Below are 23,888 nucleotides of genomic sequence, written 5' to 3' on the forward strand. Positions count from 1 at the left end.
TCACGACATCGGCGCCGCGTTCATCGCGCGGCGCCGTTTTCTTTGACGGCCCCTCGCTCGACGGTTAGCCGGCCGTTATGGAACAGCAGGACAAACAGTCGGCGGTGGTGATCGGCGCTACCGGCGGGATCGGCGCGGCGATCGTCGCCGCGTTGCGCGAGGAAGGCGCCTTCGCCACGGTCCATGGTCTCACTCGCACGGCGACGGACGAAAATCACCTCGATCTCGAGGACGAATCGAGCATTGCCGCCGCGTCGGCGCGGATCGCGCGCGGGCCCGCGCCGGGGCTGGTGATCGTGGCGACGGGCCTGCTGCATGATGGCGAGCGCGGGCCCGAAAAGTCGCTGCGTGACCTCGACCCCGCCTGGCTCGCGCGCAACTTCGCGGTCAACGCGATCGGCCCGGCGCTGGTCGCCAAACATTTCCTGCCCCTGATGCCGCGCAGTGGACGCAGCGTCCTTGCCGTGCTGTCGGCACGGGTCGGCAGCATCTCGGACAACAAGCTCGGCGGCTGGTATGGCTATCGCGCGTCCAAGGCCGCGCTCAACATGCTGATCCGCACGCTCGCGATCGAGGAGAAGCGCCGCAACGATCGCGCGATCGTCGTCGCCTTGCACCCCGGCACGGTCGACACCGGACTGTCGCGCCCCTTTCAGGGCAATGTCCGCCCCGGCACGCTGTTCACCCCTGATCGCGCCGCGCTGCAATTGCTCGACACGATCGACGCACTGCGCCCGCCCGACAGCGGAAAACTGTTCGATTACGAAGGAATAGAGGTAGCGCCATAAGGCGCGGCGAAGCTATGTCCTTGCCTCGGCCTTTAAGGGGACAGGCATGATTTCGCTGTTGTTGATGCTCGCCGCGCAGGCGCAATCGCCAACCCCGACGGAAGCGCCGATGACGGTTGAGCGCGCGATGCGCTGCGCCTCGGCCACACGCCAGGTCGCGCGCGCCGCCGGGACGCTAGCATTCGCCGATGGCGTTCGGTCGGTCTATTTCATCATGATCGCCGCGCGCGAGGCACCCGGTCACGAGCCATTCTTCGAGCGTGTGAAGTCCCTCACGGCGACGATCGGCACTTATCCAGTTGCCGCGAAGAGCGCAGCAGACATCGCGGCGACTTGCCTCAAGGAAGAACCTCGCGCCGGCGGCGCAGCGTCCGGCACCCTGCCGGCAGGCGCGGCAGAGCGCGACGAGATGTGTGCCGGCACGATCGCGCTGCTCGACGGCCTTGCCATCGGATATCGAAACAGCTCCGGTGACGGCGCGCCCGCGGCACGTTGGGAGCCGGTGCTCGCCACATTCGTGCAACGGCTCGAGCGATCCTCCAAAAGCAACGCCGAGGCCGGCGACATGTCGGTGATACTGGGACAGGAAACACAATTGGCGACGCGGATCGGTTCACCCGAGACGGTCGCCAGGATGTGCGAGACAGCGCTACATTGATCCGCGCCGCCCGCGTGCGCGCGTACGCGTACGCGCGAGGGGTGGCTATTTCGCGCCGGTGGGGCTAGGACTGTCTCCATCCCGTAACATAGCTGAAAGCGCTTATTTTGACCGACGAGATCGTCCTCGCCGACCCTTCCGATATCTCCCCCATCTCCATCGTCGAGGAGATGAAGACCAGCTATCTCGACTACGCGATGAGCGTGATCGTCGCCCGTGCGCTGCCCGATGTGCGCGACGGCTTGAAGCCGGTGCATCGCCGCATCCTGTATGCCAGTCAGGAAGGCGGTTTCGTCCCCGGCCGGCCGTACCGCAAATGCGCCAAGATCGTCGGCGACGTGATGGGCAATTATCACCCGCACGGCGACAGCTCGATCTACATGGCACTCGCCCGCCTCGCGCAGGACTGGGCGATGCGCGTGATGCTGATGGACGGCCAGGGCAATTTCGGATCGATGGATCCCGACATGCCGGCGTCGATGCGCTACACCGAGGCACGACTGACCAAGGCGGCGATGGCGCTGCTCAGCGACATCGACAAGGACACAGTCGACTTCGCGCCCAATTATGACGGCTCGCGCGAGGAGCCGACGGTGCTGCCGGCGCGCTTCCCCAATCTGCTGGTCAACGGCGCGGGCGGCATCGCGGTCGGCATGGCGACCAACATCCCGCCGCACAATCTCGGCGAAGTGGTCGATGCCTGCCTCGCCTATATCGAGAATGGCGCGATCACCACCGAAGAGCTGATGGAGATCGTGCCGGGCCCGGATTTCCCGACCGGCGCGATCATCCTCGGCCGCACCGGCTGCCGCAACGCCTATGAGAGCGGGCGCGGCTCGATCATCGTGCGGTCGCGCTACATCATCGAGGAAGCGCGCGGCGACCGGCGCTCGATCGTGCTGACCGAAATCCCCTATCAGACCGGCAAGAATGCACTGGTCGAGAAGATCGCCGAGGCCGCCAAGGACAAGCGCGTCGAGGGCGTCAGCGACATTCGCGACGAATCGAGCCGCCACGGCGTGCGCATCGTCATCGACCTGAAGCGCGACGCGACTCCCGAGGTCGTGCTCAACCAGTTGTGGCGGCACACCCCGGCGCAGTCGAGCTTCCCGGCCAACATGCTGGCGATCCGCGGCGGCCGCCCCGAGACGCTGACACTGCGCGACATCATCGAGGCGTTCGTCAAGTTCCGCGAGGAAGTGATCACGCGGCGCTCGAAGTTCGAGCTCGCCAAGGCGCGCGAGCGCGCACACATCTTGCTCGGCCTGGTCGTCGCGGTCGGCAATCTCGACGAGATGGTGCGCATCATCCGAGGTTCGTCGAGCCCGGTCGTGGCGCGTGCCGCACTCGCCGCGCGCGACTGGCCGATCGCCGAGATCCTGCCGTACATCCGGCTGGTCGAGGCGATCGAAACCGAGATCGCTGGCGACACCTACCGCCTGTCCGACATCCAGGTTCGCGCGATTCTCGACCTGCGGCTCCACCGCCTCACCGCGCTGGGCCGCGACGAGATCGGCGACGAGCTCAAGACGCTGGCCGAATCGATCGCCGAACTGCTCGCGATCCTCGACGATCGCGCCAAGCTCTACGCGGTGATGAAGGACGAGCTTGCCGCGGTGCGGCTCGAATTCGCCACGCCGCGCAAGACCGAGATCGCCGCCGCCGCCGACGGGATCGAGGACGAGGATTTGATCGAGCGCGAGGAGATGGTCGTCACCGTCACCGTGCAGGGTTACATCAAGCGCACCACGCTCGACACCTTCCGCGCGCAGGCACGCGGCGGCAAGGGCCGCGCCGGCATGGCGACCAAGGACGAGGACGCCGTCACCGAACTGTTCGTGACCAGCACGCACACGCCGGTGCTGTTCTTCTCGACCCACGGCAAGGTCTACCGCATGAAGGTGTGGCGCCTGCCCGAGGGCGGCGCCGCGACGCGCGGCCGGCCGATGATCAACCTGTTGCCGCTGGCCGAGGGCGAGAAGATCTCGACCGTGCTGCCGCTGCCCGAGGACGAGGCGGAATGGGGCAAGCTCCATGTCATGTTCGCGACGGCGCGCGGCAGCGTGCGGCGCAACTCGATGGACGCGTTCACAAACGTGCCGTCGAACGGCAAGATCGCGATGAAGTTCGAGGGCGAGGATGAGGGCGACCGGCTGATCGGCGTGGCATTGCTCGACGAGAAGGACGACGTGCTGCTCGCCACGCGCGAGGGCAAGGCGATCCGCTTCGCCGGCGACGATGTGCGCGAATTCCAGAGCCGCAACTCGACCGGCGTGCGCGGCATGACGCTGAAGGGCGACGACGAGGTCATTTCGCTGTCGATCCTGCACCGCGTCGGCACCAGCCAGGAGGAGCGCGAGGACTATCTCCGCTTCGCACCGTGGAAGGGCGAAAAGGAAGGCGACGAGCGCGAACGCCAGATGAGCGACGAACGCTTCGCCGAACTCGAGGCGAACGAGCAGTTCATCCTGACGATCTGCGCCAATGGCTATGGCAAAATGTCGAGCGCCTATGAATATCGCCGCATCGGGCGCGGCGGCCAGGGCATCACCAACATCGATAACATCAAGCGAAATGGCCCCGTGGTCGCCAGTTTCCCGGCGACCAAGGTGCACCAGCTGATGCTGGTCACCGACCAGGCCAAGATGATCCGCATGCCGCTGACCTCGCTGCGCGTCATCGGGCGCGGCTCTGCGGGCGTGAAGCTGTTCGACGTCGCCGACAATGAGCATGTCGTCTCGGCGGCGCGAATCGAAGCCGAGGATGAGGTCGAGACGGAAGCCGTCACCGACGCTGCGGCCGCCCCGGACGACGTATCCCCGGCCCCTGTCCCGGACGAACCCGAGAGCGAGGCATGAGCGAGCAGCCGACCACCGCCTATAAGGTGCTGACCGGCGACCAGATGGCGACGCTCGAACGCAACGCCAGCTTCGCTGGCGCGCCGATCGACCTGGCCGATGGCTATATCCATCTATCGACGGCGGAGCAGCTGACCGAGACGGTCGACAAGCATTTCGCCGGGCAAGGCGATCTGCACGTCGCGGCGGTCGATCTCGAATCGTTGGGCGACGCGGTGAGATGGGAGGCATCGCGCGGCGGCGCGCTGTTCCCGCACATCTATGGCGGACCGCTGCTGCTCGAAACCGTCATCGCCTATGGCCCGCTCGAGCGCGAGGCCGATGGCACGGTGAAGCTGCCGGTCGCCGGCTGAGCGGGCGGATGGGCGATGTCGTCAATCTGCGTGCCGCCCGCAAGCTACGCAAGCGCGCCGAGGCATCCGCCCAGGCCGAGGCCAATCGTGCAAAGTTCGGACGGACCAAGGCGGAACGGCTGGGCGACACGACCGAATTGGCACGCCGTGAAAAGCTGCTCGACGACGTGCGCCTTACCAGTGATGACGCGTGAAGATTGAAACCGCGCGCCGGTACTGACGCCGACGCACGTCAGGTCGCGGCGGGTCGTCGTGCCAGCCGCCACGCCATGAAACCGAGCGCGGCGGTTGCAGCGAGCAGCAGCGCCCACAAGGCGATCCGACGGACGGCGTCGCTGTCGCCATCACCGGTTATCAGCTGCAAGGTAGCCGGCGCCGCCGATGGCGCCGTAGCGGCGACGGGCAAGCTGCTCACCTCGCGTGAGCCGCTTCCGGCCAGGACGCTGTCAAGCGACAGGTAGGTGTCGGGCTGTGCCGCGCGGCCCGCGACCAACAGCAGCGGCGCCGGACCCGATGCGACGAAGACGATCTCCGCCGGCGCAAAGGCGAAGCGGAGCCGCGGCGATGCTACGAAGCCGGGTCCTTTGCCGTCCGCCGCGATTCGCCAGTAGCGAAAATGCGCGTCGTCGAGCGCTATCGGCTCCCCTACCCGCTCGCCATCCTTGGCGGCGAGGCGAAAGACCGTGCCGGCACCGATCGGTTGCCAGGCCTGCTCGGCGCTGTCGCGGCCGAAGATCCGCACCGGCAGCAATGTCCCGATGCCGGCCGGGACGATCTGGAGTGCCGCGACGGGGGTGGCGAAAGGTACGGCGAATGCGATTTCGTGCGTGTCGGTCGGCGGCGGGGGCATCGCCTCAAGCATGAGCGGCGCCGGATCGCGTGTCGTCGTTGCGGCGAACAGACCGGAGCGCACGGTGACAGTGGATGCAGTGTCCCAGCTTACCCTGATCCACCCCGGAGCGGCATCGTGCAGCGTAATTTCGGGCTTTTCCGCCATCCCGTCGGCGCTGCGAAATGCCACGCGCTGCCCGATCGTGCGCCAATGCTGCAGGTCGCCGCTCGCCTCGACCACGAAGGTGACCGGGCGCGACGCGGGCCAGTCGGCGTCGAGGATCAGCGTATCGCTCGGCTCGCCAAGGTGTCGCGCATCGAACAGCACCGCGAGCGTCGCGGTCCTGCCCTCGCCGCCCCCGGCAGCGAGCGAAACCAGCCGGGGCTGCCCGCGCGCATCGAGCCGGACCGATACACCGGTGACGCGCGGTGTGTCCGCCGCCCCGATGATCGGCAGCGCGGGCAACCGCGTTTCACGTCGCGCCGTCATGGCAGGCGCAGGCGCCCGGGCAATCGGCACCGCCCCACCTGCGGAGTCGAACAACCGTACATCCGCGAGATCAGAACTGCGCGATCCCGCGAGGATCGACAGCGGCAAGGCAAGCCGCTGCACCGGCGCACCCGCCACCGGCGTGACGCGCAGCTGCACCGGATAGCGCGTCGGTGCATCGTCACCCGCCGCGCGGGCTGCGCCCGTCAGCGCGAACACTGCCGCCAGTACGATCAGTCCCCGTCTCATGCCGGCACCTCACCCTCTTCGCGACGTGGCGGCAGCGGTGCGACATAGCCGACCACCAGCATCAGCGCGCCGACCACGAGGAACGCAACGATTCGCGCCGCCCCGCCGGCATTGGTCAGGTCGACGAGGGTCAGCTTGGCGACGACGAGGCCGAGCAAGGCCGCGCCCGCCATCCACAGCACGCGCAGGCCGCGCCGATGCGCGATGATCGTCATCCCCAGCGCGAGCAATGTCCACAGGATCGCAAGACCCGTCTGGACCACGAAACTGGCCAGCAGCGCCTCGGGGCTCCAGCCGACCCCGAGCCAGTGATGCGCCAGCCGCAGCCAGATGGTGTTGACGATGACGAAGGCGAGCAGGGCAAGCGCGACCAGCACTTCGCGCCCGGTCACCACCGCCGATGCGGACGGCGGCGGCACGATCTGCGCGATCGCGCGGCGCCAGCCGAACAGCGCCGCCAGCGCCAGCCCGAGCGACAGGTCGACCGGGTTGAGCAGCGGGACATAGGGCAAGGGATCGGTCACGCCTTCGGCAAGCAGCGCGGTGACGAGCGCGCCGCCGAACACCAGCATCGCCAGTGGCACGGCGGCGATCCAGTAATAGGCCACCGCGTGGATATCGAACGGCCAGTGGCGCGTCGCGCCGCGTCGCGTTGCCGCCGACAGCACGGCCAGCGTCGCCACCGCGCTGACGAGGAAAACGACGCCGGCCCAGGAGCTATGCCACAGGCCGGCGCGATCGACTCCGCGCCACAGGCAATCGGCCAGCATCGCGGTCGCCAGCCAGACGCTGCCGACATGCCCGATCGTCGCGAGCAGCTGCTGCGCCGCGCCCGGCGCGGAGCGGTCGTTGCGGTTGAGCAGATGGAGATGCAGCCCGAGTGTGACGAGCCAGATCGCCCAGCCCGGCGAATCGAGCACGTGACGCCCGGTAGCAAGCTGTCCCAGCAGAGCGACCGCCAACGCGACGATCGTCACGCGACCGGGCCATGTCGCCACGTCCCACACACGACGCCGGCCCAGCGCCGCCCATCCCCAGGCACTGGCGACGACTGCAAGCATCACCAACAAGCCCTGGATGGCCGGCGCAAACACCGACTCCGGCGCAGCGCCGACCACCAGCGGCGGCAGCGCACGCAGCATCTCGACGATCCATGCCGCGCACCAGAAGGCGAAGCCCCACAGGAAGACCGGCCGCCCAAGCGCCGCTTCGACGCCGACATCGCGCCGCGCGAAAGTCGAGCCGCTATGCGCCAGCGCACCGCGCAGCCACCATGCCGTGGCGAGCGCGGGCAGCGCGATCAGCATCGTGCCGGTGAACGCCGGATTGGCGAACGGGTAGCGCGCAATATCGGGCCCGACACCGAACAGCAGCACCAGCGCGGCGACGCCCTGCAATGCGAGCCCGAACAGCCTTGGCTTCCAGCGCGCCTGGCGCATCCCGACCCAGAAGGCCCCTGCCCCTTCGAGCGCCCAGGCCGACGACGTCCAGCGGGCATCGAGCGCCAGCGGCACGGCGAGCGTGACGAAGCCCACGCCGATCGCCAGCATCGCCTCCTGCAATGTCCGCAACCCGGCATCGCGGCGTCGTGCGGCAACGCTGGCCAGGGCGAGATACAGCGCCGCGAAGCCGATCGCGGCGAAGGCGCTGCCATAGGGGCGATCATGGACCAGCCCGACCTGCAGCCCGAAGCCGGCAATCGCCGGCCCGAACAGCAGCGTCGTGTCGATCACATTGCCGCGCTGCCCCGGCGTCGCACGGGCATAGAACATGCCGGCGAGCACGTAGATCACAACCGACAGCGCGAGGAAGAATTGCGCGACAGGATAATCCGTCGGCTGGAAGCCGGTCAGCCCCCACAAGGTGGCGATGCCGAAGGTCGCGAAGAAGCCGAGCAGGCTGAGCCCGCGCCATGTCCGCCGTGCGGCGACGAACAGGATGGCGAGGTTGAGGATCGTATAATAGCCGAACAATGCCGCCGCGCTGCCGCCCTTGTCAGCCAGCAGCAGCGGCACGGCGAAACCGCCGGCGGACGATATCACCGCGAGGCTCTGCGCATTCTGGAGCAACGCCAGCGCACAACCAAGCGCCGAGACGAGGATCATCAGCGCATAGGCCGGGCCGACCGGCATCACGTCGAAAACGCGCGCCGCGGCAAAAACCGTCAGATAGATCGTCGCCACCCCACCGCCCTGCAACGCCAGCCCGAAGCCGGCACGCCGGGTGCGGGTGCGAAACCCCACGACCAGCAGCGCGATGCCGATCGCGACCACCAGCGCCAGCCGAACCTCGATCGGGAACAGCCCGGCCGCAGCCGCATAATTGGCGAGAAAGGCGAGACCGATGAACAGGATCACCAGCCCGACCCGCACGATGGTATTGCCGCCGAACAGCCAGCCGCGCAGCAGGGCGCCAGCCTCCTCCGCCAGGTTCGGCCGCCCAGCGCCTTCCGGCGAAGCAGGCGCAGCCGGCCGCGTCACCGCCATCGGTGCGTCGCGTGGCACGGCCATCGCCGCGACCGGGGGGCGCTCCGGCGCTGTTCGAGTGGGCCGTTCGGCTACCGGCGCCGGCGCGGTGACGACCGGCGCGGCATTTGCGTGGCGCAGTTCCGCGATCTCGTCGCGCAAGGCCTGCGTCGCGCGGCGGATCTGCGCGCGTACCGCGACCGCCAGCAACGCGCCCGCGCCGCTGCCGAGGATCGCGCCGGCGATGAAGCCCCAGCTTTCGAAATCGGCCATGATCCAGCCGATCAGCGCCCCGACCAGCAGCCCCCACAGGATCATGATAACAACGGCTCCCGGTCGCACCGGTCAAGCCGGTGTAGCGGAGCTTGCCGTAGTGCGTGGCGCCCGTCGAGCGCGGAATCGATGGCGACGCACGCACGGGGCCGATGAAGCGCGATCAGGCGAACAGGTCGACCACGTCCCAACCCTCGCCGATCGCATCCATCAACAGCGTGCGGTGGCAAACCGCCGGATCGCGCTCGAAACACAACAGCGCGCTGGGTTTTTCCGCGGCCAGCGCCAGCATCTTCGCCCCCTCGGCCTGCGCCTCGGGCAGTTCGAGCTGACCGGCATAGACCGCCTCAAGCGTAGCGCGGTCGCCCTTCTTGGCCGCATCGCGCCCCGGCTTGGGCGTGCCGAGCGCGCGCAGATGGACATAGCCGATGCCGATTTCGGCCAGTTCGGCGGCAAGCGGCGTCTTGGAGAAACCCGGTCGGCGCGACAGCGGCAATTGGCGCACGTCGATCACCTGCTCGGCGCCCGCCTTGGTCAGTGCGGCGAGGAACTCGGGTACCGTCGCGCCCTCATACCCAATCGTAAAAATGCGTTTCATTGCGCCTCCCTGGCGAGCGCCCGTCCGGCGCCCCAGGCGATCAACGCCTGACCGCCGAAATAGAGCGGCCAGATCAGCAACGGCGGCAGCGCCGAATCGTGCAGCACATGAAAGCGCGAGAAGATCAGCAGGTCGGACACGGCGAACATCATCGCGCCAAGCGCGACCTGGTGGCGCGGCAGGCGGCTTGCCCAGGCAGAGCCGGTCATCGCGCCCAGTCCGCAGGCATAGACCAGCACGCCAAGATCATGCGTCAGCAGCCAGGCGACGAGCGGGATGACCAGCGCGATGGCAATGCCGATCGCCTGCCCGCCGGGGCGGCGATGCGCGCGGTACAGCGTAAAGGCGAGACCATGGCTGGCAAGGAAGGCCGCCCCGCCCCAGGTCTGCGACTGTTCGAGCAGCGCGTCGCCGAGCGCGCTGAACGCCAGCGCGACGGCGAGCAGCCGCCCCGCACCGTTGCGCGCGACCAGCAGTGCCCACAGCGCCAGCAAGGCGACGCCGAGCGTCTTCCACACCACGAACCCCGCGCCGTGCGTCAGCACATGCGACATCGGCCAGAAACTGATCCCGGCGAACAGCGCGCTGACCAGCAGCAGGGGTGCAAGCGTCTTGGCGTAAAGTTCACGATCCATCCGCCAGCGATGCCGTTTGACGGCTCACGACGCAAGGCGGGCGGTTTCGATTGATACGAAACATTGTGACAGCCGCGCTTCCCCGATAGGGCGATGCCATGGCCGATCCGCGCATCATCCATGTCTCGCTCGACGAACGCACCATTTTGTGGCGTTCGGCCGATATCGAGCAGGAACGGCGAATCGCGATCTTCGACCTGATCGAAGGCAATCATTTCGCGCCGCAGCGCGAATATCCCGATGGCTATGGCGGCCCGTTTCGCATCGCGCTCAGCGTCGAGGAAGGCCGGCTGGCGATCGCGATCAATCGCGAGGATGGTTCGCACCTCGAAACCTATGTCCTCGCAATGGGTCGCTTCCGCCGCCCGATCAAAGATTATTTCGCGATCTGCGACAGTTACTATCAAGCGATCCGCAATGCGACGCCCGCGCAGATCGAAACCGTGGACATGGCGCGACGCGGCATCCACAACGAGGCCGCCGAATTGCTCAGGGAACGGCTGGAGGGAAAGATCGAGATCGACTTCGATACGGCGCGGCGGCTGTTCACGCTGATCTGCGTCCTGCATATCAAGGGCTGACCGGGGGGTGGCCGTGCGACGCTGGACGCGCCGTTTCGGGCGCATCGTTCCGCTGTTGATCGTTATCGGTCTTGCGCTGGTCGTCGCCTGGAGCTTCGCGCTCAGCTGGCGCCCGGCCTCGGCGAATTTTCCGTTCCAGGGCGTCGATGTCGACGAGCGGCACGGCCCGATCGACTGGTGGACCGTGCGCGCCGGCGGCGCCGATTTCGCCTATGTGCGCGCGACCTTCGGCGGCACCGGGCGCGACGCGCGCTTTGCCGCCAACTGGGCGGACATCTATGCGACCGGCATGCGGCGCGGCGCGCTGCACGTCTATTCGATCTGCAATCTCGCTGCCGATCAGGCCAATAATTTCAACACCACCGTCCCGCGCGTCGCCGACGCGCTGCCCGCGGCGGTGCAGATCGATTTCACCAAGGGCTGCGAATCACGCCCCGAACAGCATGTCGTGATCGACGAATTGCGGCGCTTCATGACGATGGTCGAGCAACATACCGGCAAGCCCGTGCTCATGAAGCTGACACGGCGTTTCGACGCCGCCTATCAGGTCAGCGCGGCGATCCCGCGACCGGTCTGGGCGGTGCAGGACTTCTTTCCGCCCGATTATGCCGCCAGACCGTGGCGCATGTGGCAGGCAAACGACATGCGACGCATCGACGGCGTCGCGGGCGCGGTAAACTGGGACGTGGTGGCACCATGACGATCGACGATTTCACACGCGACCGGCTGATCACGGCGGCGCGACATGCGGCGAAGAACGCCCACGCCCCCTATTCGCGTTTCGGAGTCGGCGCGGCACTGCTATTGTCGGACGGCACGACGATCACCGGCTGCAATTTCGAAAATGCCAGCTACGGCCTGTCGCTGTGTGCCGAGACCGTCGCGCTGGCGACCGCCAATGCCGCCGGACGCCTGGCAGACGTGCTCGCGGTCGCGGTGATCGGCGGGATGATCGACGGCGACGGCCATGTCACGGGCACCAAGCCGGTCGGCCCGTGCGGCCGTTGCCGCCAGGTGATCAACGAGGCGGCGCAGATAGGCCAGCGCGACATCATCGTGTGGTGCGCAGGCGCCGAGGGCGATGCGGTCGAGCGCTATCTGCTGTCCGACCTGCTGCCCCATGCCTTCGGACCGGCCGACCTGGGCGTGGTGTGAGTCGCCGCGTACGGCGCCGGCGCGGTTGGTCGGGATGGCCGTGGCTCGCGCTCGCCGCACTGGTAGCGGCAACGGTGTGGTGGCTGACGCGGACTGCGGCGGGCGACTGGCACCCCTCGACCATCCTCTATCCGCGCCAGGGCGTGGACGTCTCGCATTATCAGGGCGCGATCCGCTGGTCGCGCCTGCCCGATGCCGGGGTCGATTTCGCCTATATCAAGGCGACCGAGGGCGGCGATTATCGCGACCCGACCTTCGCCGATAACTGGGCCGGCGCAAAGGCCGCCGGAATCGAGCGGGGCGGCTATCATTTCTTCAACCGCTGCCGCCCCGGCGCGGTGCAGGCCGCCAATTTCATCCGGGTCGTGCCGCTCGAGACCGATGCAATGCCGCCGGCCATCGATCTCGAATTTCTCGGCAATTGCGACACGCCGGTGTCGGTCGCGGCGCTCCAGCGCGAACTGGCGATCTTCATCGGTCTGGTCGAACGGCGCTACGGAAAGCCGGTGATCCTGTATCTGACCGACGAATTCGACCGCACCTACGGCATCAGCAAGCGCTTCGATCGGCCGTTATGGCTACGCAGCATCCTGCGCGAACCGCGTTTCGGCGCACGGCGCTGGACCCTGTGGCAGGCGTCGAGCTTTCGCCGCCTCCCCGGTATCGACGGCCGCGTCGACTGGAACGTCGCACGGCGTTGAGGCCGGCGCTTGACTCGGCCCGCGCCTCCCCCGCATCCGGGCAGCGACGACGACAATTTCGAAGGTAGCGCCGATGTCCATCCTGTCAGACCGCTGGATCCGCGAAGCGGCACAGACCCAGGGCATGATCGAGCCCTTCGTCGAGAGCCAGCGCCGCGACGGCTGCATCAGCTATGGCCTGTCTTCCTACGGCTATGACGCGCGCGTCGCCGACGAATTCAAGATCTTCACCAATGTCGATTCGGTAATCGTCGATCCCAAGGATTTCGACTCGAACAGCTTTGTCGACCGCAAGACCGATTGCTGCGTCATCCCGCCCAACAGCTTCGCGCTGGCGCGGACGGTGGAATATTTCCGTGTGCCGCGCGACGTACTGGTGATCTGCCTCGGCAAGTCGACCTATGCGCGCTGCGGCATCATCGTCAACGTGACCCCGCTCGAACCCGGCTGGGAGGGGCATGTCACGCTCGAATTCTCCAACACCACGCCGCTGCCCGCCAAGATCTACGCCAATGAAGGCGCGTGCCAGTTCCTGTTCCTCAAAGGGAACGAACCGTGCGAGACGAGCTATGCCGATCGCGCCGGCAAATATATGGGCCAGCGCGGCGTAACGCTGCCCAGGCTGTAGGACTATCCGCGACACGCGGTCGCGAGGTTCGCCAGGCTCCACACTACCGCCGTCACCCCGGATTTGCTCCGCGGGCCACGGTGCAACATGCCAACCGCCGTCCTGCGTAGCGGAGCCGTGGATGCCGGAACACGTCCTGCATGACGGACCTCCTTAGACATATGGTCCATCGACACCGCCCCAAACGAAAAGGGCGGCCCCGAAGGACCGCCCCAAAACGCGAAATTCCGAGGGAAGACTCAGAAGTCGTTGGCGTATTGCTCGTTGCCGACAAAGCCGAGCTTCTGAATGCCCGAGCGCTTGATCACGGCAAGAACCTGATCGACCTTGTCGTAGCGCGCCTGCGGATGCGGCTGGAAATGCAGCTCCGGCTCGGGCGAGATGCCCTTGGTCTGGTCGAGGAACTGGCGCAGCGTTACCAGATCGACCGGCGTGCCGTTCCACGTCACGGTGCCTGTCGGGTCGATGAACACGGTGTTCTTCTGCGGATCAACCGGCGGCTTGACCGCATTGGGGTCGTTGATCGGCAAATCGACCTTCACCGCATGCGTCTGCGGCGGAATGGTGATGATGAACATGATGAGCAGCACGAGCATGACGTCGATCAGCGGCGTCGTGTTCATGTCCATCATGGGCGAGCCGTCGTCGCGGCCTCCGCTCATTGCCATATCTTATACTCCCTGCGTGCCTGGCACGCTGTTGTCACGCTGCGTGGCGAACCACGCGATGCTCAGCAAATTGTCGTTCAAAGGCAGTGACGGCCGCGCGGCTTCCAACACAGAGGCCGCGCGAACCATCGTCATTCTCCGGGAATTTCGCGCGCCGGCGGCTGCGAAATGAACCCGACCTTGATGAAGCCTGCGCTCTGCATCGTGTAGATCGTGCCACCGATGCACTGGTAAGGCGTCGCCACGTCGCCGCGGATATGCGCCTCGGGCAGGTCGTCGGCAGTGATCGCACTGCCGAACCGCCTGATGTCGGCCTGCATCTTTGCCAGTGCGCGGTCGTACAGTTCCCTGTGGGTGACCCGGGTCAGATTCCAGTACACCGCACAGCGCCCCGAATCGTCGAGCGTCACCGACAGGGAGACGTTCTCCGGCTTGGTCGTCGTCGGATCGTAGATCACGTCCGGCAACTTCAGTTTGATGTTCTGGATCACCACCGGAATGGTGATCAGAAAGATGATCAGGAGCACCAACATGACGTCCACCAGCGGCGTCGTGTTGATGTCCGACATCGGGGTTTCGGCGGAATCTCCGCCTACGCTCATTGCCATGTAGAGGCATCCCTATCCGTGTCATGCGCGCGCCCGGACCAACCCGGGAGCGAAACCCGGGACCGCGGCGAACCGCGGCCCCGATGGTACTTACTTGGCAGCGGTCGTGGTGGCCGCGGCAGGCTTCGGCGCAGGCGCGCCCTTGCGCACCGGTGCCGCCGGACGAACCGCGCCGTTCGACGCGAGATAGCCCAGCACGTCGTTGGAGAAGGCCGAGAGGTTCTCGGCGATCGCCTTGTTGCGACGCTGCAGGAAGTTGTAGGCAAGCACAGCCGGAACCGCGACGACGAGGCCGAGTGCGGTCATGATGAGCGCCTCACCGACCGGGCCGGCGACCTTGTCGATCGACGCCTGACCGGCCTGACCGATCTTGATCAGCGCGCGGTAGATGCCGAGCACGGTACCGAACAGACCGATGAACGGTGCGGTCGCACCGACGGTCGCGAGGAAGGCGAGACCGCCACCGAGCTGGGAGTTGATCGCCGCTTCCGAGCGCGACAGCGAGCCGTGCAGCCAGTCATGCGCTTCGACCGGGTCGGTCAGGCGCGAATGCTGGTCCTGCGCCTGGATGCCGTCGTCGACGATCTGCTTGTAAGCCGAGTTCTTCTCGAGCTTGGCAGCGCCCTCACGCAGGCTGTTTGCCGACCAGAAGGAGGCGCGCACGCGCTTCGACTGGTTGATGATCTTCTGCTGCTCGAACATCTTGGTGAACAGGATGAACAGCGTGAAGAACAGGAATCCGCCGAGCACGATCGCCGTGCTCCACGAAATGAACCCGCCCTCGTTGAGTGCGTTCATGAAGCCGTAGTTCGCCGCAGCGTTCGCGCCGCCCGCGGCCAGGATGGTGGTGAACATGAGTTTTGCTTCCCTCTAGATTCAAATGGCTAAGTGACGAGGACGGGCCGCCGGGCCCGCCCCCGTGTCAATTCAGTCGGTCGGCAGGACCCAGCGCACCGGCAGCGTTGCCGAACCCGTGGTCGGGTTGCCGGCATCGTCCTTCGCCGGCGTGTAGCGCACCTTGCTGCGTGCGATACGGCACGTCGCATCGTCGAGATCGCTGTTGCCGCTCGACGAGGTGACGGTGCAGGCCGTGACGCGCCCATCGGTGCCGATCGTCAGCGCGGCAACGACGCGACCCTGCGCCTCGGCGCGGATGGCCGCGGGCGGATAGGCTTCCGGACCGAAGAAACGGCCGGGATTGCCGATCACACCGGCGCGTTGCGACACGACCGGCTTGGGCGGCGGCGCCGGCGGCGCTGGCGGCGCCATCGGCGGCGCCGGCACGGCGACGGGAACCGAGACGATCTGCGGCATCGGTGATTGCACCGGCACGTTGACCGGCGGCGACACCACTGGCGGGGCCTTCATCGGCTGGTCCGGCGGCGGGGGCGGCGGCTTGTCAGGCGGAGGGGGTGGCGGTGGAGGCGCCACGTCAAAGGTGTTGAGCTTATCCTGCACCGCCTTGGTGAACTTCGACGTGAGCCCGGTTACGAAGGCCCATGTCAGCAAGAACACCAGGATGGAGACGATTACCGTCGCCACTATCCGGCTGCCAGCTACATCGCGATCAGCATACGCCATTAAGGTATGAAACTCCTTCTGTACCGCATGGTGGTCCTGAACCGCTCGCCCCGCCTTGTGGGTCGGCGCGATCGGTCAGCCATGGGTTAATGTATCCTGGTCAGGAGGAACCTCTATCGCCGTCCAAACCGTGAGGCAAACGCTTTGTCTCGCGCAATAATCGTACATTTGGCGAACATGGGCATTATTTCTGTATAAAATCGGCACGATCCCCTAATGGATGAGCATGATTAACGTTCCCAAAGCCGCTCTCGTCGTGCTGTGCGCCGGGATCGCCGCCGGGGCGCCGGCCCAGCAGCGCCCCTCGTCTCGCACCGATTCGGTGCTACCCATTTCCGCCCCGCTGCCAGCACCACCTTATGCCGACTATGCCGATCTCGTGCTAGCGGCGCCGCTGGTGATCGATTCGACGATCCACGGCACGAGCCGGCTCAAACCGGTCGAGGCGCCCGACCTCGCCCCCGGCAAGGCGCGCCTCTATGTCGAGGTCGACGTCACCGCGCTGATTCGCGGGACCGAGCCGTTGCCGCCGCGAATCGGCTATCTGCTCGACGTGCCGGTCGATGCCAAAGGCCGGCTGCCGGCGTTGAAGAAGCTGCGCGTGTTGCTGTTCGCGCGACCCGCGGGACCGGGCCAGGTCCAGCTCGTCCGGCCCGACGCGCAGCGCAACTGGACGCCGGGCGGCGACGAGCTCGTGCGGCGCATCACGCGCGAGGTGCTCGCCAGCGACGCGCCGCCGCGCATCACCGGCGTCGGCCATGCCTTTCACACCGCCGGCGCGCTGCCGGGCGAGGGCGAGACGCAGATCTTCCTCACCACCGAAGGCGGCCGGCCGGTGTCGCTGTCGATCGATCGCGCCGCGGACGGCACGCGCAACTGGAAGGTCAGCCTGAGCGACATCGTCGATGCCGGCGCAGGTCCGCCGCCGCGCGACACCCTCTTATGGTATCGGCTCGCCTGCACCCTGCCCGCCGCGCTGCCCGCGACGAGCCTGGAGGGCGCCGAGCCCGCCGACGCGGCGATCGCGCGCGAGGATTATAGTTCTGTCCGGCAAGCGCTGGGCCGCTGCGACCGGGGCGGCGCGCTTTAGGCTTCGAGCACGATCACCTGGCCCGTCGTCGAACGCGCCGTGGCGAGGAAGCTGGCGGCGGCGATGACATTATCGTCGGCAGCGCCCGCCATAACGTCGAGGGCATTGATCCGGCTGCCCGGCGCAAACTCGATCGCGAGCGGACCGAGCGCGGCGTGCAGCATGGCCCGGTCGATCGCAGCGACGTCGGGTTCGATGACCAGCAAGATCGTTTCGCTCGACGCCGATGCGGCAGCGCGGAGGCGGTGCAGCACCGATTCGACCGGGTCTCCGCCCGCAGCCGTAACGAGCACGGCCACCTCGCCGAGCGCCGCCGCGACATCGGACGCGCTCACCGCCGGTGCCGCACCAGCGTGATACCGATCGATTCGCCCTGTTCGGCGATCGCCAGCTTGACGATCTTGACTGCGACGCGGCGCACGCGTCTGTCCTGCAGCAGCAGCGTCTCGGCAATATGGTCGGCGACACCCTCGATCAGCGTGAAGTGCACGCCTTCGGGGAGCGCGCGCGTCGCGGCATGTTTCAGATCGAGATAGTTTTTCGAGGCGCCGAGCGGGGTGTCGGGCGCGAAATGCGGCGGGCAATCGAGATCGACCGTCAGCGAGATGCGCAGCGGCTGAGGCAGGTGCGTCTCCTCGGAATAGATGCCGGTGAGCACCTGCACTTCGAGGTCATGCACTTCGAGTTGTAATGAATCGTCCAAGCCGGGCCCTTTCACGCGGTCGCGGCGCCTTAGCAGATGCGCGCCGCCACGAAAGGGGCGCGTGAATCAGGCCGCGGCGCTGGGCCGGGCTGAGGCGCGCTCGTGCCAGCGCGCGATGGCGTGGCAGCGCTCCGGCAGCATCAGCTTGGCCGCCCTGGCGAAATCGATCGTGACCAGCGCCGAGATATCGGCAAAGCTATAGGCATCGGTCGCGATCCACTCCCGGGTCGCGAGATGCCTGTCGAGCGCCTCGGTGAACGCCTCCCACATGATCATGCCGCGCGCGGCGAGTTCGGGGATCTGCGGCATGGTCGGCCATTTGCCCGGCGCGCCGCGATCCTTGAAGTTCTCGCGCGCGTTGCGCAGCGCATAGACGGCGGCGGCATAACCGTCGCTTTCGATGCGCCGCGTCCAGGATTCGATCCGGCCGATATCGAGCGGATTGTCGCCGAACAGCGTCGGCGCCGGCTGCAGTGCCTCGAAATAGCGGCAGATCGCGGCCGATTCGCAGATCACTTCGCCGCTGTCGAGTTCCAGCGCCGGCACCGCGCCGCGCGGGTTGATCGCGAGATACGGGTCGCGCAGTTGCTCGTCGGCACGCAGATCGACCATCACGCGCTCGACCGTAATGCCCTTTTCGGCGAGGAAGATCCGCACGCGGCGCGGACTCGGCGCCCAGGCGGCATCATAGAGCTTCATGGCACGATTCCCGTTCCGCTTGCGTTCAGCGCGACGAACGCTAAAGCGCGCGGCCCCGTGCGTCCATGCCCGGGCCTCTCAAAGGAAACCGGAGTGATCAGTTTCGTGCCGCTCGCCACCATCGACCCGCCCGCGATCGAGCAGCTGCTCGACCGCGCGTTCGGCGCCGACCGGCACGGCCGAACCGCCTATCGCATCCGCGCGGGGATGCGACCGGTCGACGGGCTCAGCTTCGCTGCGCTGGAAGACGGCGCGCTGGTCGGCACGATCCAGTGCTGGCCGGTGCGCTTCGCCGGCGCGGACGGGCGCGACGTCGCGCTGGCGATGGTCGGCCCGGTCGCGGTCGATCCGGCGCGACAGCGCGACGGGATCGGCCGGATGCTGATGGAGCGCGCGCTCGCCGCCGCCGAAAGCTCGGGCGCGGCGCGCGCACTGATGCTGATCGGCGACCCGGAATATTATGGCCGCTTCTTCGGCTTCACCGCCGAGCGTACCGCCGGCTGGCAGGTCCCCGGACCGGTCGAGCGCCACCGCCTCCTGGCGCGCGGCGACGATGTGCCCGCGGGCGACGGGACGATCGGCCCGCGTTTGCCCGCGCTGGCCTGATCTCAGATCATGCGCTGGAGCGTCCGGTCACGGAGCACCAGCGCATGATAGAGCGCGCCGGCGACGTGCAGCCCGATCACCACCAGGAAGATGATCGCGGTGGTACCGTGGATGTCGCCCATCGAACGGCCTAGCGCCGACCCCTTGGCAACCAGCCCGGGCAGCGGGATCACGCCGAACAAAGTAACCCGCCAGCCGCGCGCCGCGGCGTTTGCCCAGCCCATCAGCGGCAAGACGATGAGCAGCGCGTAGAGCAGGAAATGCACCGCGCGGGACAGCATCTGCAGCGCCGGCGACAACGTCATCGGCGGTGGCGCTGCCTTGTGGCTCAGCCGCCAGCCCAGCCGGACCAGCGCGACCGCAAGGATCGCCGCGCCGATCGACAGGTGCCAGGCGATCAGCCCGAGCGGGGGCGTGCCACGCTCGATCTCGGGCATCGTCCAGGCGACGGCGAACTGCGCGACGACGAGCAGCACGACGATCCAGTGGAGCATCCGTGCCGGCAGGGTGTAGCGGCCATCGGCCAGTGGGTCGGGCATAGGGTAGTCCCTCTTCGATGGTGAGACAACGACGCGCCGTCGCATGGCAGCCCGCATCGCGCAGTCCGCGCCGCCAAGTCCATCCGTAAAACAACGCATGCTTTACGCCTTGGTTCACACCGCCTAACCGCAGGGCATGCCGATGACCCCTCCCCCCGACCTCGCCGCTTTGTCGCTCGCCGAGGTGGCGCGGCTCGTCGCCGAGCAGAAACTGCCACCGGTCGAGCGCTGGAACCCGACGCATTGCGGCGACAGCGAGATGCGCATCGCGCGCGACGGGACGTGGTTTCACCAGGGTTCGCCGATCGGCCGGATCGAGATGGTGCGGCTGTTCGCGACGATCCTGCGACGCGAGCCCGAAGGCGGCTATGTGCTGGTCACCCCGGTCGAGAAGCTCGACATCGCGGTCGAGGACGCGCCGTTCGTCGCGGTGGAGGTGAAGGCCGAGGGCGAGGGCCGCGAGGCGCGGCTCGCCTTCCGGCTCAACACCGGCGAGTTGATCAACGCCGATGCGACGCACCCGCTGCGCTTCGAACAGACCGACGACGGTCCGCGGCCCTATCTCCATGTACGCGGCACGATCGGTGCCGGGCTCGAGGCGCTGGTCGCACGGCCGGTTTATTACGAGCTCGCGCAGATCGCGCTGGCCGGCGACGAGCAGCCGCCGGCGGTATGGAGCAACGGCGTCCGCTTCGCGCTGGAGCAGGCGGCATGACGCTGGTCACGCGATTGCATGAGGCGCTGCACAGCGTCACCGGCGACGAGGTCGTGCTGCTGACCGGCGACCACCGCGAGCTCGACCCGACACCGCTCGCCGAGCCCGCCGCCGCCGCGGTGCTGATCGCGGTGACCGACCGCGCGGCGCCGGGCGTGATCCTCACCCGCCGTACCGATACGTTGTCGCGCCATGCCGGCCAGGTCGCCTTTCCCGGCGGTCGCGTCGACCCGGGCGATGCCGATGCCGTCGCCGCCGCGCTGCGCGAGGCCGAGGAGGAGATCGCGCTGCCGCGCACCGCGGTGACGATCATCGGCACCGCCGATCGCTATCGCACCATCACCGGCTTCGAGGTCACCCCCGTCATCGGCGTCATCGCGCCCGACCTTGTGTTCGTGCCCTCGACCGGCGAGGTCGCCGAGGTGTTCGAGGTCCCGCTCGATTTCGTGCTCGACAGCGCCAACCATATCGAGGCGAGCGTCGAATTTCAGGGCCGCAACCGGCATTATTACGAGATCAGCTGGGGCGGCCACCGCATCTGGGGCGCGACTGCGGCGATGATCGTCAACCTGTCGCGGCGGCTGCGTTGGGCACCGTGACGCAGCTCTCTACCCTGCCTGACGCTACCTGGCGCCACCGCGCCGGGCTCGACCGGCTATGCGCGGTGCTCGGCGCCGGCGAGGGCCGCGTGCGCTTCGTCGGCGGGGCGGTGCGCGATACGCTGCTCGGCATCGACGTGGCCGATATCGATCTCGCCACGACGCATGCGCCCGATCGCGTCATCGCACTGCTGCGCGGCAACGACATCAAGGCGGTGCCGACCGGGCTCGCGCACGGCACGATCACCGCGGTGCTGCCCGATGGCCCGGTCGAGGTGACGACGTTGCGCTGCGACGTCGAGACCGACGGCCGCCACGCCACCGTCGCCTTCACGGGCGACTGGCGCGAGGATGCGGCGCGGCGCGATTTCACGATGAACGCGCTTTATGCCGACCCCGTATCGGGCGAAATCTTCGATTATTTCGGCGGGCTGGCCGATCTCGACGCGGGCGTGGTGCGCTTCATCGGCGACCCGCTGCAGCGCATCGCCGAGGACCACTTACGCATCCTGCGCTTCTTCCGCTTCCATGCCCGCTTCGGCGACGCGATCGACCCGGCCGGGCTGGAGGCCTGTGCGACGCGCGCCAACGACCTGATGGCGCTGTCGCGCGAGCGCATCGCCGCCGAACTGCTCCGCCTGCTCGTCGCGCGCCACGCCGTCGCGGTGGTCGCGGTGATGCTCGACGAGGGCATCTTCACGCCCGTGCTGCCCGAAATCGCCGATCTCGCGCGCTTCACCCGCACCGCTGCGCGCGAAGCGGCGACGGGCATCGCCCCCGATGCGATTCGCCGCCTCGCCGCGCTGCTGCCGGCCACGGCGGTCGACGATGTCGGCGCGCGACTGAAGCTGTCCAACGCCGATCGCAAGCGCATGACGAACGCAGCCCAACCGCTGCTGACCGAGCGTGCGTTCGAGCTGCGCTACCGCCTCGGCATCGCCGGCGCGAGCGATCAGTTGCTGCTGTCCGACCTGCCCGACGACGCCGTTGCTCAAAAGCTCGCCGCCATCGCGGACTGGGATGCTCCCAGCCTACCCCTCACCGGCGGCGCGCTGGTCGAGATGGGGGTGCGCAAGGGGCCGGACGTCGCGCGGCTGCTGCGCGCGGTCGAGGATCAGTGGATCGCGGAGGAATTTCCCGACGCAGCCCGCGTAGCTCAGCTCGCGGCGGCGGCGGTCGATGGCTGGCGGCGCTCGCAGAACAGCTGATACGCCGCCTCGGCCTCGAGCGGCCGCGAATAGATATAGCCCTGGCCATAGGTGCAGCCGAGCGCGGCGAGCGTCTGGCCGAGCTCGTTGGTCTCGATCCCCTCGGCGGTTGTCTTCATGCCCAGCGCCTGTGCCAGGCTGAGGATCGCACGGACGATGGCGATCTTGTCGCGGTCGGCGAGCATGCCGGTGACGAAGCTGCGGTCGATCTTGAGGATGTCGATCGGCAGGCGTTGCAGATAGGCGAGGTTGGAATAACCGGTGCCGAAATCGTCCATCGCGATCGTCGCGCCGACATCCTTCAGTGCCTGCATGATCCCGGCGATGCGGTCGGGATCGGTGACCAGCGCGCTCTCGGTCAGTTCGAGCGTGAAGCGCGAGCCCGTCAGGCCGTTTTCCGACAGCGCGCGTTCGAGCAGCGGGGCGATGGCGTCGCGCTGCAACTGGATCGCCGACAAATTGACCGCGAGCTTGGCGACGCTCTGTTCACCGAGCCGCGCATCCCAGGCGGCGAGCGTGCGCGCCGCCTCATCGATCGCCCAGCGCCCGAGCGGAACGATCAGCCCCGATTCCTCGGCCACGGGGATGAAGTCGCCCGGCATATATTCGGTGCCATGCTCGTCGCACCAGCGCGCGAGCGATTCGAACGCGACGATCTGCCCGGTGGCGAGGTCGCAGATCGGCTGGTAGGTCAGTCGCATCTGGCCGCGCTCGATCGCGCGGCGCAGCGCCGTCTCCATGCCGAATTGCTCGCGCGCAATGTCGAACGCCTGGATCTGATAGGCCTCGGCGCGACCGCTGGTCTTGGAGCGCTTGACCGCAAACTGGGCGTGGCGGATCAGCTCCTCGGCATCGTCGACCTCGGCCGCACCGAAGGCGATGCCGATCGAGCATGATACGCGGATCTCGAAATCCGACAGGCGGAACGGCGTGGCGAGCGCGCCCTGGATGCGCTTGGCGACATGCTCGGCGTCGCTCGGCCCGTCCTCGAGCTTGACGAGGATACCGAACTCGTCGCCCCCGGTGCGCGCCAGCACATCGCCGGCGCGCAAGGCGCCCTTGATGCGGCGTGCGACCGTGATCAGCAGTTCGTCGCCGGCCATCGAGCCGAGACAGGCATTGACCCGGCTGAAGCGATCGAGATCGAGCACCAGAACGGCATAGCATGGGCGATTGGCGGTCACCGCGAGCAGCCCCTCGAGCCGGTCGCTGAACCCGGCGCGGTTCGACAGGCCGGTCAGGCTGTCGGTCATCATCTCGCGGCGCAGATTTCGTTCGGTGCGGCGCTCGCCGGTCTCGTCGACCAGCGTGACGAAGCAGCGGCCGAACGGATTCTTGATCACCCGCGCCAGCGTGACGCGGTAATGACGGCGGTCGACCGCGTCACCGACCTCCCAGGTGAAGTCCTCGCGCAGCGATTCGCCCTCGATGAACGCGGCGATGCGCGGGCCGATATCGGCGATCAGCGTCGATTGCTCGGGCGTCGTGCCGAGCCCGGCGACGCGGAACGGCTTGTTGGTCGATTCGAAAGTGAATCGGCGCTGGTGCCAGGTGATGAGCAGTGCGGGGATCGGCAGCAGGTCGATCGCGGTCATCGCCGCCTCGACCG

28 protein-coding genes are annotated in these 23,888 nt (G+C 67.5%); 15 read left to right on the forward strand and 13 right to left on the reverse strand.

Annotated features, from left to right (window positions below):
• The first annotated feature begins 77 nt into the window (after window positions 1-77).
• The 5 genes from U1839_RS16500 to U1839_RS16520 all read left to right on the forward strand — a co-directional run bounded on the left by U1839_RS16500 (window position 78) and on the right by U1839_RS16520 (window position 4,851).
• Entirely contained in the window at window positions 78-788 is a 711-nt protein-coding gene (locus U1839_RS16500; RefSeq protein WP_332804687.1) for an SDR family NAD(P)-dependent oxidoreductase, read from the forward strand.
• A 64-nt stretch (window positions 789-852) separates the two neighbouring features.
• On the forward strand, window positions 853-1,446 hold the full coding sequence (locus U1839_RS16505; RefSeq protein WP_332804688.1) for a hypothetical protein: 594 nt from the start codon (window positions 853-855) through the stop codon (window positions 1,444-1,446).
• 107 nt (window positions 1,447-1,553) lie between these two features.
• Window positions 1,554-4,304, forward strand: a complete 2,751-nt coding sequence (gyrA, locus tag U1839_RS16510; RefSeq protein WP_332804689.1) for a DNA gyrase subunit A — start codon at window positions 1,554-1,556, stop codon at window positions 4,302-4,304.
• Window positions 4,301-4,657 (forward strand): DUF952 domain-containing protein, encoded by a 357-nt coding sequence (locus U1839_RS16515; RefSeq protein ID WP_332804690.1) that lies wholly within the window; start codon window positions 4,301-4,303, stop codon window positions 4,655-4,657. Before gyrA ends, U1839_RS16515 begins: the two co-directional genes overlap by 4 nt.
• A gap of 8 nt (window positions 4,658-4,665) precedes the next feature.
• On the forward strand, window positions 4,666-4,851 hold the full coding sequence (locus U1839_RS16520; RefSeq protein ID WP_332804691.1) for a DUF4169 family protein: 186 nt from the start codon (window positions 4,666-4,668) through the stop codon (window positions 4,849-4,851).
• Between the two features lie 38 nt (window positions 4,852-4,889).
• Here U1839_RS16520 and U1839_RS16525 read toward each other — a convergent pair whose 3' ends face one another.
• From U1839_RS16525 to U1839_RS16540, 4 genes are all read right to left on the reverse strand, one after another.
• Window positions 4,890-6,227 carry a DUF3999 family protein gene (locus U1839_RS16525; RefSeq protein WP_332804692.1) on the reverse strand — a complete coding sequence of 446 codons (1,338 nt, stop codon included), beginning with the start codon at window positions 6,225-6,227 and terminating at the stop codon, window positions 4,890-4,892.
• Complete coding sequence (locus U1839_RS16530) at window positions 6,224-9,010, reverse strand: DUF2339 domain-containing protein (RefSeq protein WP_332804693.1); 2,787 nt, start codon at window positions 9,008-9,010, stop codon at window positions 6,224-6,226. Before U1839_RS16530 ends, U1839_RS16525 begins: the two co-directional genes overlap by 4 nt.
• 118 nt (window positions 9,011-9,128) lie before the next feature.
• Window positions 9,129-9,563: a DUF488 domain-containing protein gene (locus U1839_RS16535; RefSeq protein ID WP_332804694.1), complete on the reverse strand. Its 435-nt coding sequence runs from the start codon at window positions 9,561-9,563 to the stop codon at window positions 9,129-9,131.
• Window positions 9,560-10,198, reverse strand: coding sequence for a lysoplasmalogenase family protein (locus U1839_RS16540; protein WP_332804695.1), 639 nt, complete (start codon window positions 10,196-10,198; stop codon window positions 9,560-9,562). Before U1839_RS16540 ends, U1839_RS16535 begins: the two co-directional genes overlap by 4 nt.
• Window positions 10,199-10,296: 98 nt before the next feature.
• Here U1839_RS16540 and U1839_RS16545 point away from each other — a divergent pair, with 98 nt between their 5' ends.
• From U1839_RS16545 to dcd, 5 genes are all read left to right on the forward strand, one after another.
• Window positions 10,297-10,779, forward strand: coding sequence for a UPF0262 family protein (locus U1839_RS16545; protein WP_281128172.1), 483 nt, complete (start codon window positions 10,297-10,299; stop codon window positions 10,777-10,779).
• Between the two features lie 13 nt (window positions 10,780-10,792).
• The gene (locus tag U1839_RS16550) at window positions 10,793-11,479 is read left to right on the forward strand and encodes a glycoside hydrolase family 25 protein (protein WP_332804696.1); all 687 of its coding nucleotides are present in this window, start codon (window positions 10,793-10,795) and stop codon (window positions 11,477-11,479) included.
• Complete coding sequence (locus U1839_RS16555) at window positions 11,476-11,934, forward strand: cytidine deaminase (protein WP_332804697.1); 459 nt, start codon at window positions 11,476-11,478, stop codon at window positions 11,932-11,934. The genes U1839_RS16550 and U1839_RS16555 overlap by 4 nt, the downstream gene beginning before the upstream one ends.
• Entirely contained in the window at window positions 11,931-12,635 is a 705-nt protein-coding gene (locus U1839_RS16560) for a GH25 family lysozyme (RefSeq protein WP_332804698.1), read from the forward strand. Before U1839_RS16555 ends, U1839_RS16560 begins: the two co-directional genes overlap by 4 nt.
• Before the next feature lie 73 nt (window positions 12,636-12,708).
• A complete protein-coding gene (dcd, locus tag U1839_RS16565) occupies window positions 12,709-13,263 on the forward strand; it encodes a dCTP deaminase (protein ID WP_332804699.1) in 555 nt (184 codons plus the stop codon).
• 239 nt (window positions 13,264-13,502) lie between these two features.
• Here dcd and U1839_RS16570 read toward each other — a convergent pair whose 3' ends face one another.
• From U1839_RS16570 to U1839_RS16585, 4 genes are all read right to left on the reverse strand, one after another.
• Window positions 13,503-13,931 carry an ExbD/TolR family protein gene (locus U1839_RS16570; protein WP_332804700.1) on the reverse strand — a complete coding sequence of 143 codons (429 nt, stop codon included), beginning with the start codon at window positions 13,929-13,931 and terminating at the stop codon, window positions 13,503-13,505.
• Between the two features lie 131 nt (window positions 13,932-14,062).
• Window positions 14,063-14,539 (reverse strand): ExbD/TolR family protein, encoded by a 477-nt coding sequence (locus tag U1839_RS16575; RefSeq protein ID WP_332804701.1) that lies wholly within the window; start codon window positions 14,537-14,539, stop codon window positions 14,063-14,065.
• A gap of 90 nt (window positions 14,540-14,629) precedes the next feature.
• Window positions 14,630-15,394: a MotA/TolQ/ExbB proton channel family protein gene (locus U1839_RS16580; RefSeq protein ID WP_281128180.1), complete on the reverse strand. Its 765-nt coding sequence runs from the start codon at window positions 15,392-15,394 to the stop codon at window positions 14,630-14,632.
• 72 nt (window positions 15,395-15,466) lie between these two features.
• Complete coding sequence (locus tag U1839_RS16585; protein ID WP_332804702.1) at window positions 15,467-16,081, reverse strand: energy transducer TonB; 615 nt, start codon at window positions 16,079-16,081, stop codon at window positions 15,467-15,469.
• Between the two features lie 265 nt (window positions 16,082-16,346).
• Between U1839_RS16585 and U1839_RS16590 the strand changes: the two genes are divergently transcribed.
• On the forward strand, window positions 16,347-17,210 hold the full coding sequence (locus tag U1839_RS16590; RefSeq protein WP_332804703.1) for a hypothetical protein: 864 nt from the start codon (window positions 16,347-16,349) through the stop codon (window positions 17,208-17,210).
• On the opposite strand, the gene U1839_RS16595 is transcribed toward U1839_RS16590, so the two are convergent.
• From U1839_RS16595 to U1839_RS16605, 3 genes are all read right to left on the reverse strand, one after another.
• Window positions 17,207-17,545: a Rossmann fold domain-containing protein gene (locus U1839_RS16595; protein ID WP_332804704.1), complete on the reverse strand. Its 339-nt coding sequence runs from the start codon at window positions 17,543-17,545 to the stop codon at window positions 17,207-17,209. The genes U1839_RS16590 and U1839_RS16595 overlap by 4 nt on opposite strands.
• Entirely contained in the window at window positions 17,542-17,913 is a 372-nt protein-coding gene (locus U1839_RS16600) for a dihydroneopterin aldolase (protein ID WP_281128184.1), read from the reverse strand. The genes U1839_RS16595 and U1839_RS16600 overlap by 4 nt, the downstream gene beginning before the upstream one ends.
• Before the next feature lie 66 nt (window positions 17,914-17,979).
• Window positions 17,980-18,612: a glutathione S-transferase family protein gene (locus U1839_RS16605; protein WP_332804705.1), complete on the reverse strand. Its 633-nt coding sequence runs from the start codon at window positions 18,610-18,612 to the stop codon at window positions 17,980-17,982.
• A 93-nt stretch (window positions 18,613-18,705) separates the two neighbouring features.
• Here U1839_RS16605 and U1839_RS16610 point away from each other — a divergent pair, with 93 nt between their 5' ends.
• Window positions 18,706-19,218: a GNAT family N-acetyltransferase gene (locus tag U1839_RS16610; protein ID WP_332804706.1), complete on the forward strand. Its 513-nt coding sequence runs from the start codon at window positions 18,706-18,708 to the stop codon at window positions 19,216-19,218.
• 2 nt (window positions 19,219-19,220) lie between these two features.
• On the opposite strand, the gene U1839_RS16615 is transcribed toward U1839_RS16610, so the two are convergent.
• Window positions 19,221-19,757: a cytochrome b gene (locus U1839_RS16615; protein ID WP_332804707.1), complete on the reverse strand. Its 537-nt coding sequence runs from the start codon at window positions 19,755-19,757 to the stop codon at window positions 19,221-19,223.
• Between the two features lie 136 nt (window positions 19,758-19,893).
• Between U1839_RS16615 and U1839_RS16620 the strand changes: the two genes are divergently transcribed.
• The 3 genes from U1839_RS16620 to U1839_RS16630 are packed head-to-tail and all read left to right on the forward strand — an operon-like array spanning window position 19,894 to window position 22,279.
• Window positions 19,894-20,472, forward strand: coding sequence for a DUF1285 domain-containing protein (locus tag U1839_RS16620; protein ID WP_332804708.1), 579 nt, complete (start codon window positions 19,894-19,896; stop codon window positions 20,470-20,472).
• A complete protein-coding gene (locus tag U1839_RS16625; protein ID WP_332804709.1) occupies window positions 20,469-21,071 on the forward strand; it encodes a CoA pyrophosphatase in 603 nt (200 codons plus the stop codon). The genes U1839_RS16620 and U1839_RS16625 overlap by 4 nt, the downstream gene beginning before the upstream one ends.
• Window positions 21,068-22,279 carry a CCA tRNA nucleotidyltransferase gene (locus tag U1839_RS16630; RefSeq protein WP_443030631.1) on the forward strand — a complete coding sequence of 404 codons (1,212 nt, stop codon included), beginning with the start codon at window positions 21,068-21,070 and terminating at the stop codon, window positions 22,277-22,279. The genes U1839_RS16625 and U1839_RS16630 overlap by 4 nt, the downstream gene beginning before the upstream one ends.
• On the opposite strand, the gene U1839_RS16635 is transcribed toward U1839_RS16630, so the two are convergent.
• Window positions 22,228-23,874 carry a putative bifunctional diguanylate cyclase/phosphodiesterase gene (locus U1839_RS16635; RefSeq protein ID WP_332804758.1) on the reverse strand — a complete coding sequence of 549 codons (1,647 nt, stop codon included), beginning with the start codon at window positions 23,872-23,874 and terminating at the stop codon, window positions 22,228-22,230. The genes U1839_RS16630 and U1839_RS16635 overlap by 52 nt on opposite strands.
• Window positions 23,875-23,888: the final 14 nt, after the last annotated feature.

Origin of the sequence: Parasphingomonas halimpatiens (assembly GCF_036663795.1) — a bacterium.
Classification (GTDB): Bacteria; Pseudomonadota; Alphaproteobacteria; order Sphingomonadales; family Sphingomonadaceae; genus Sphingomonas.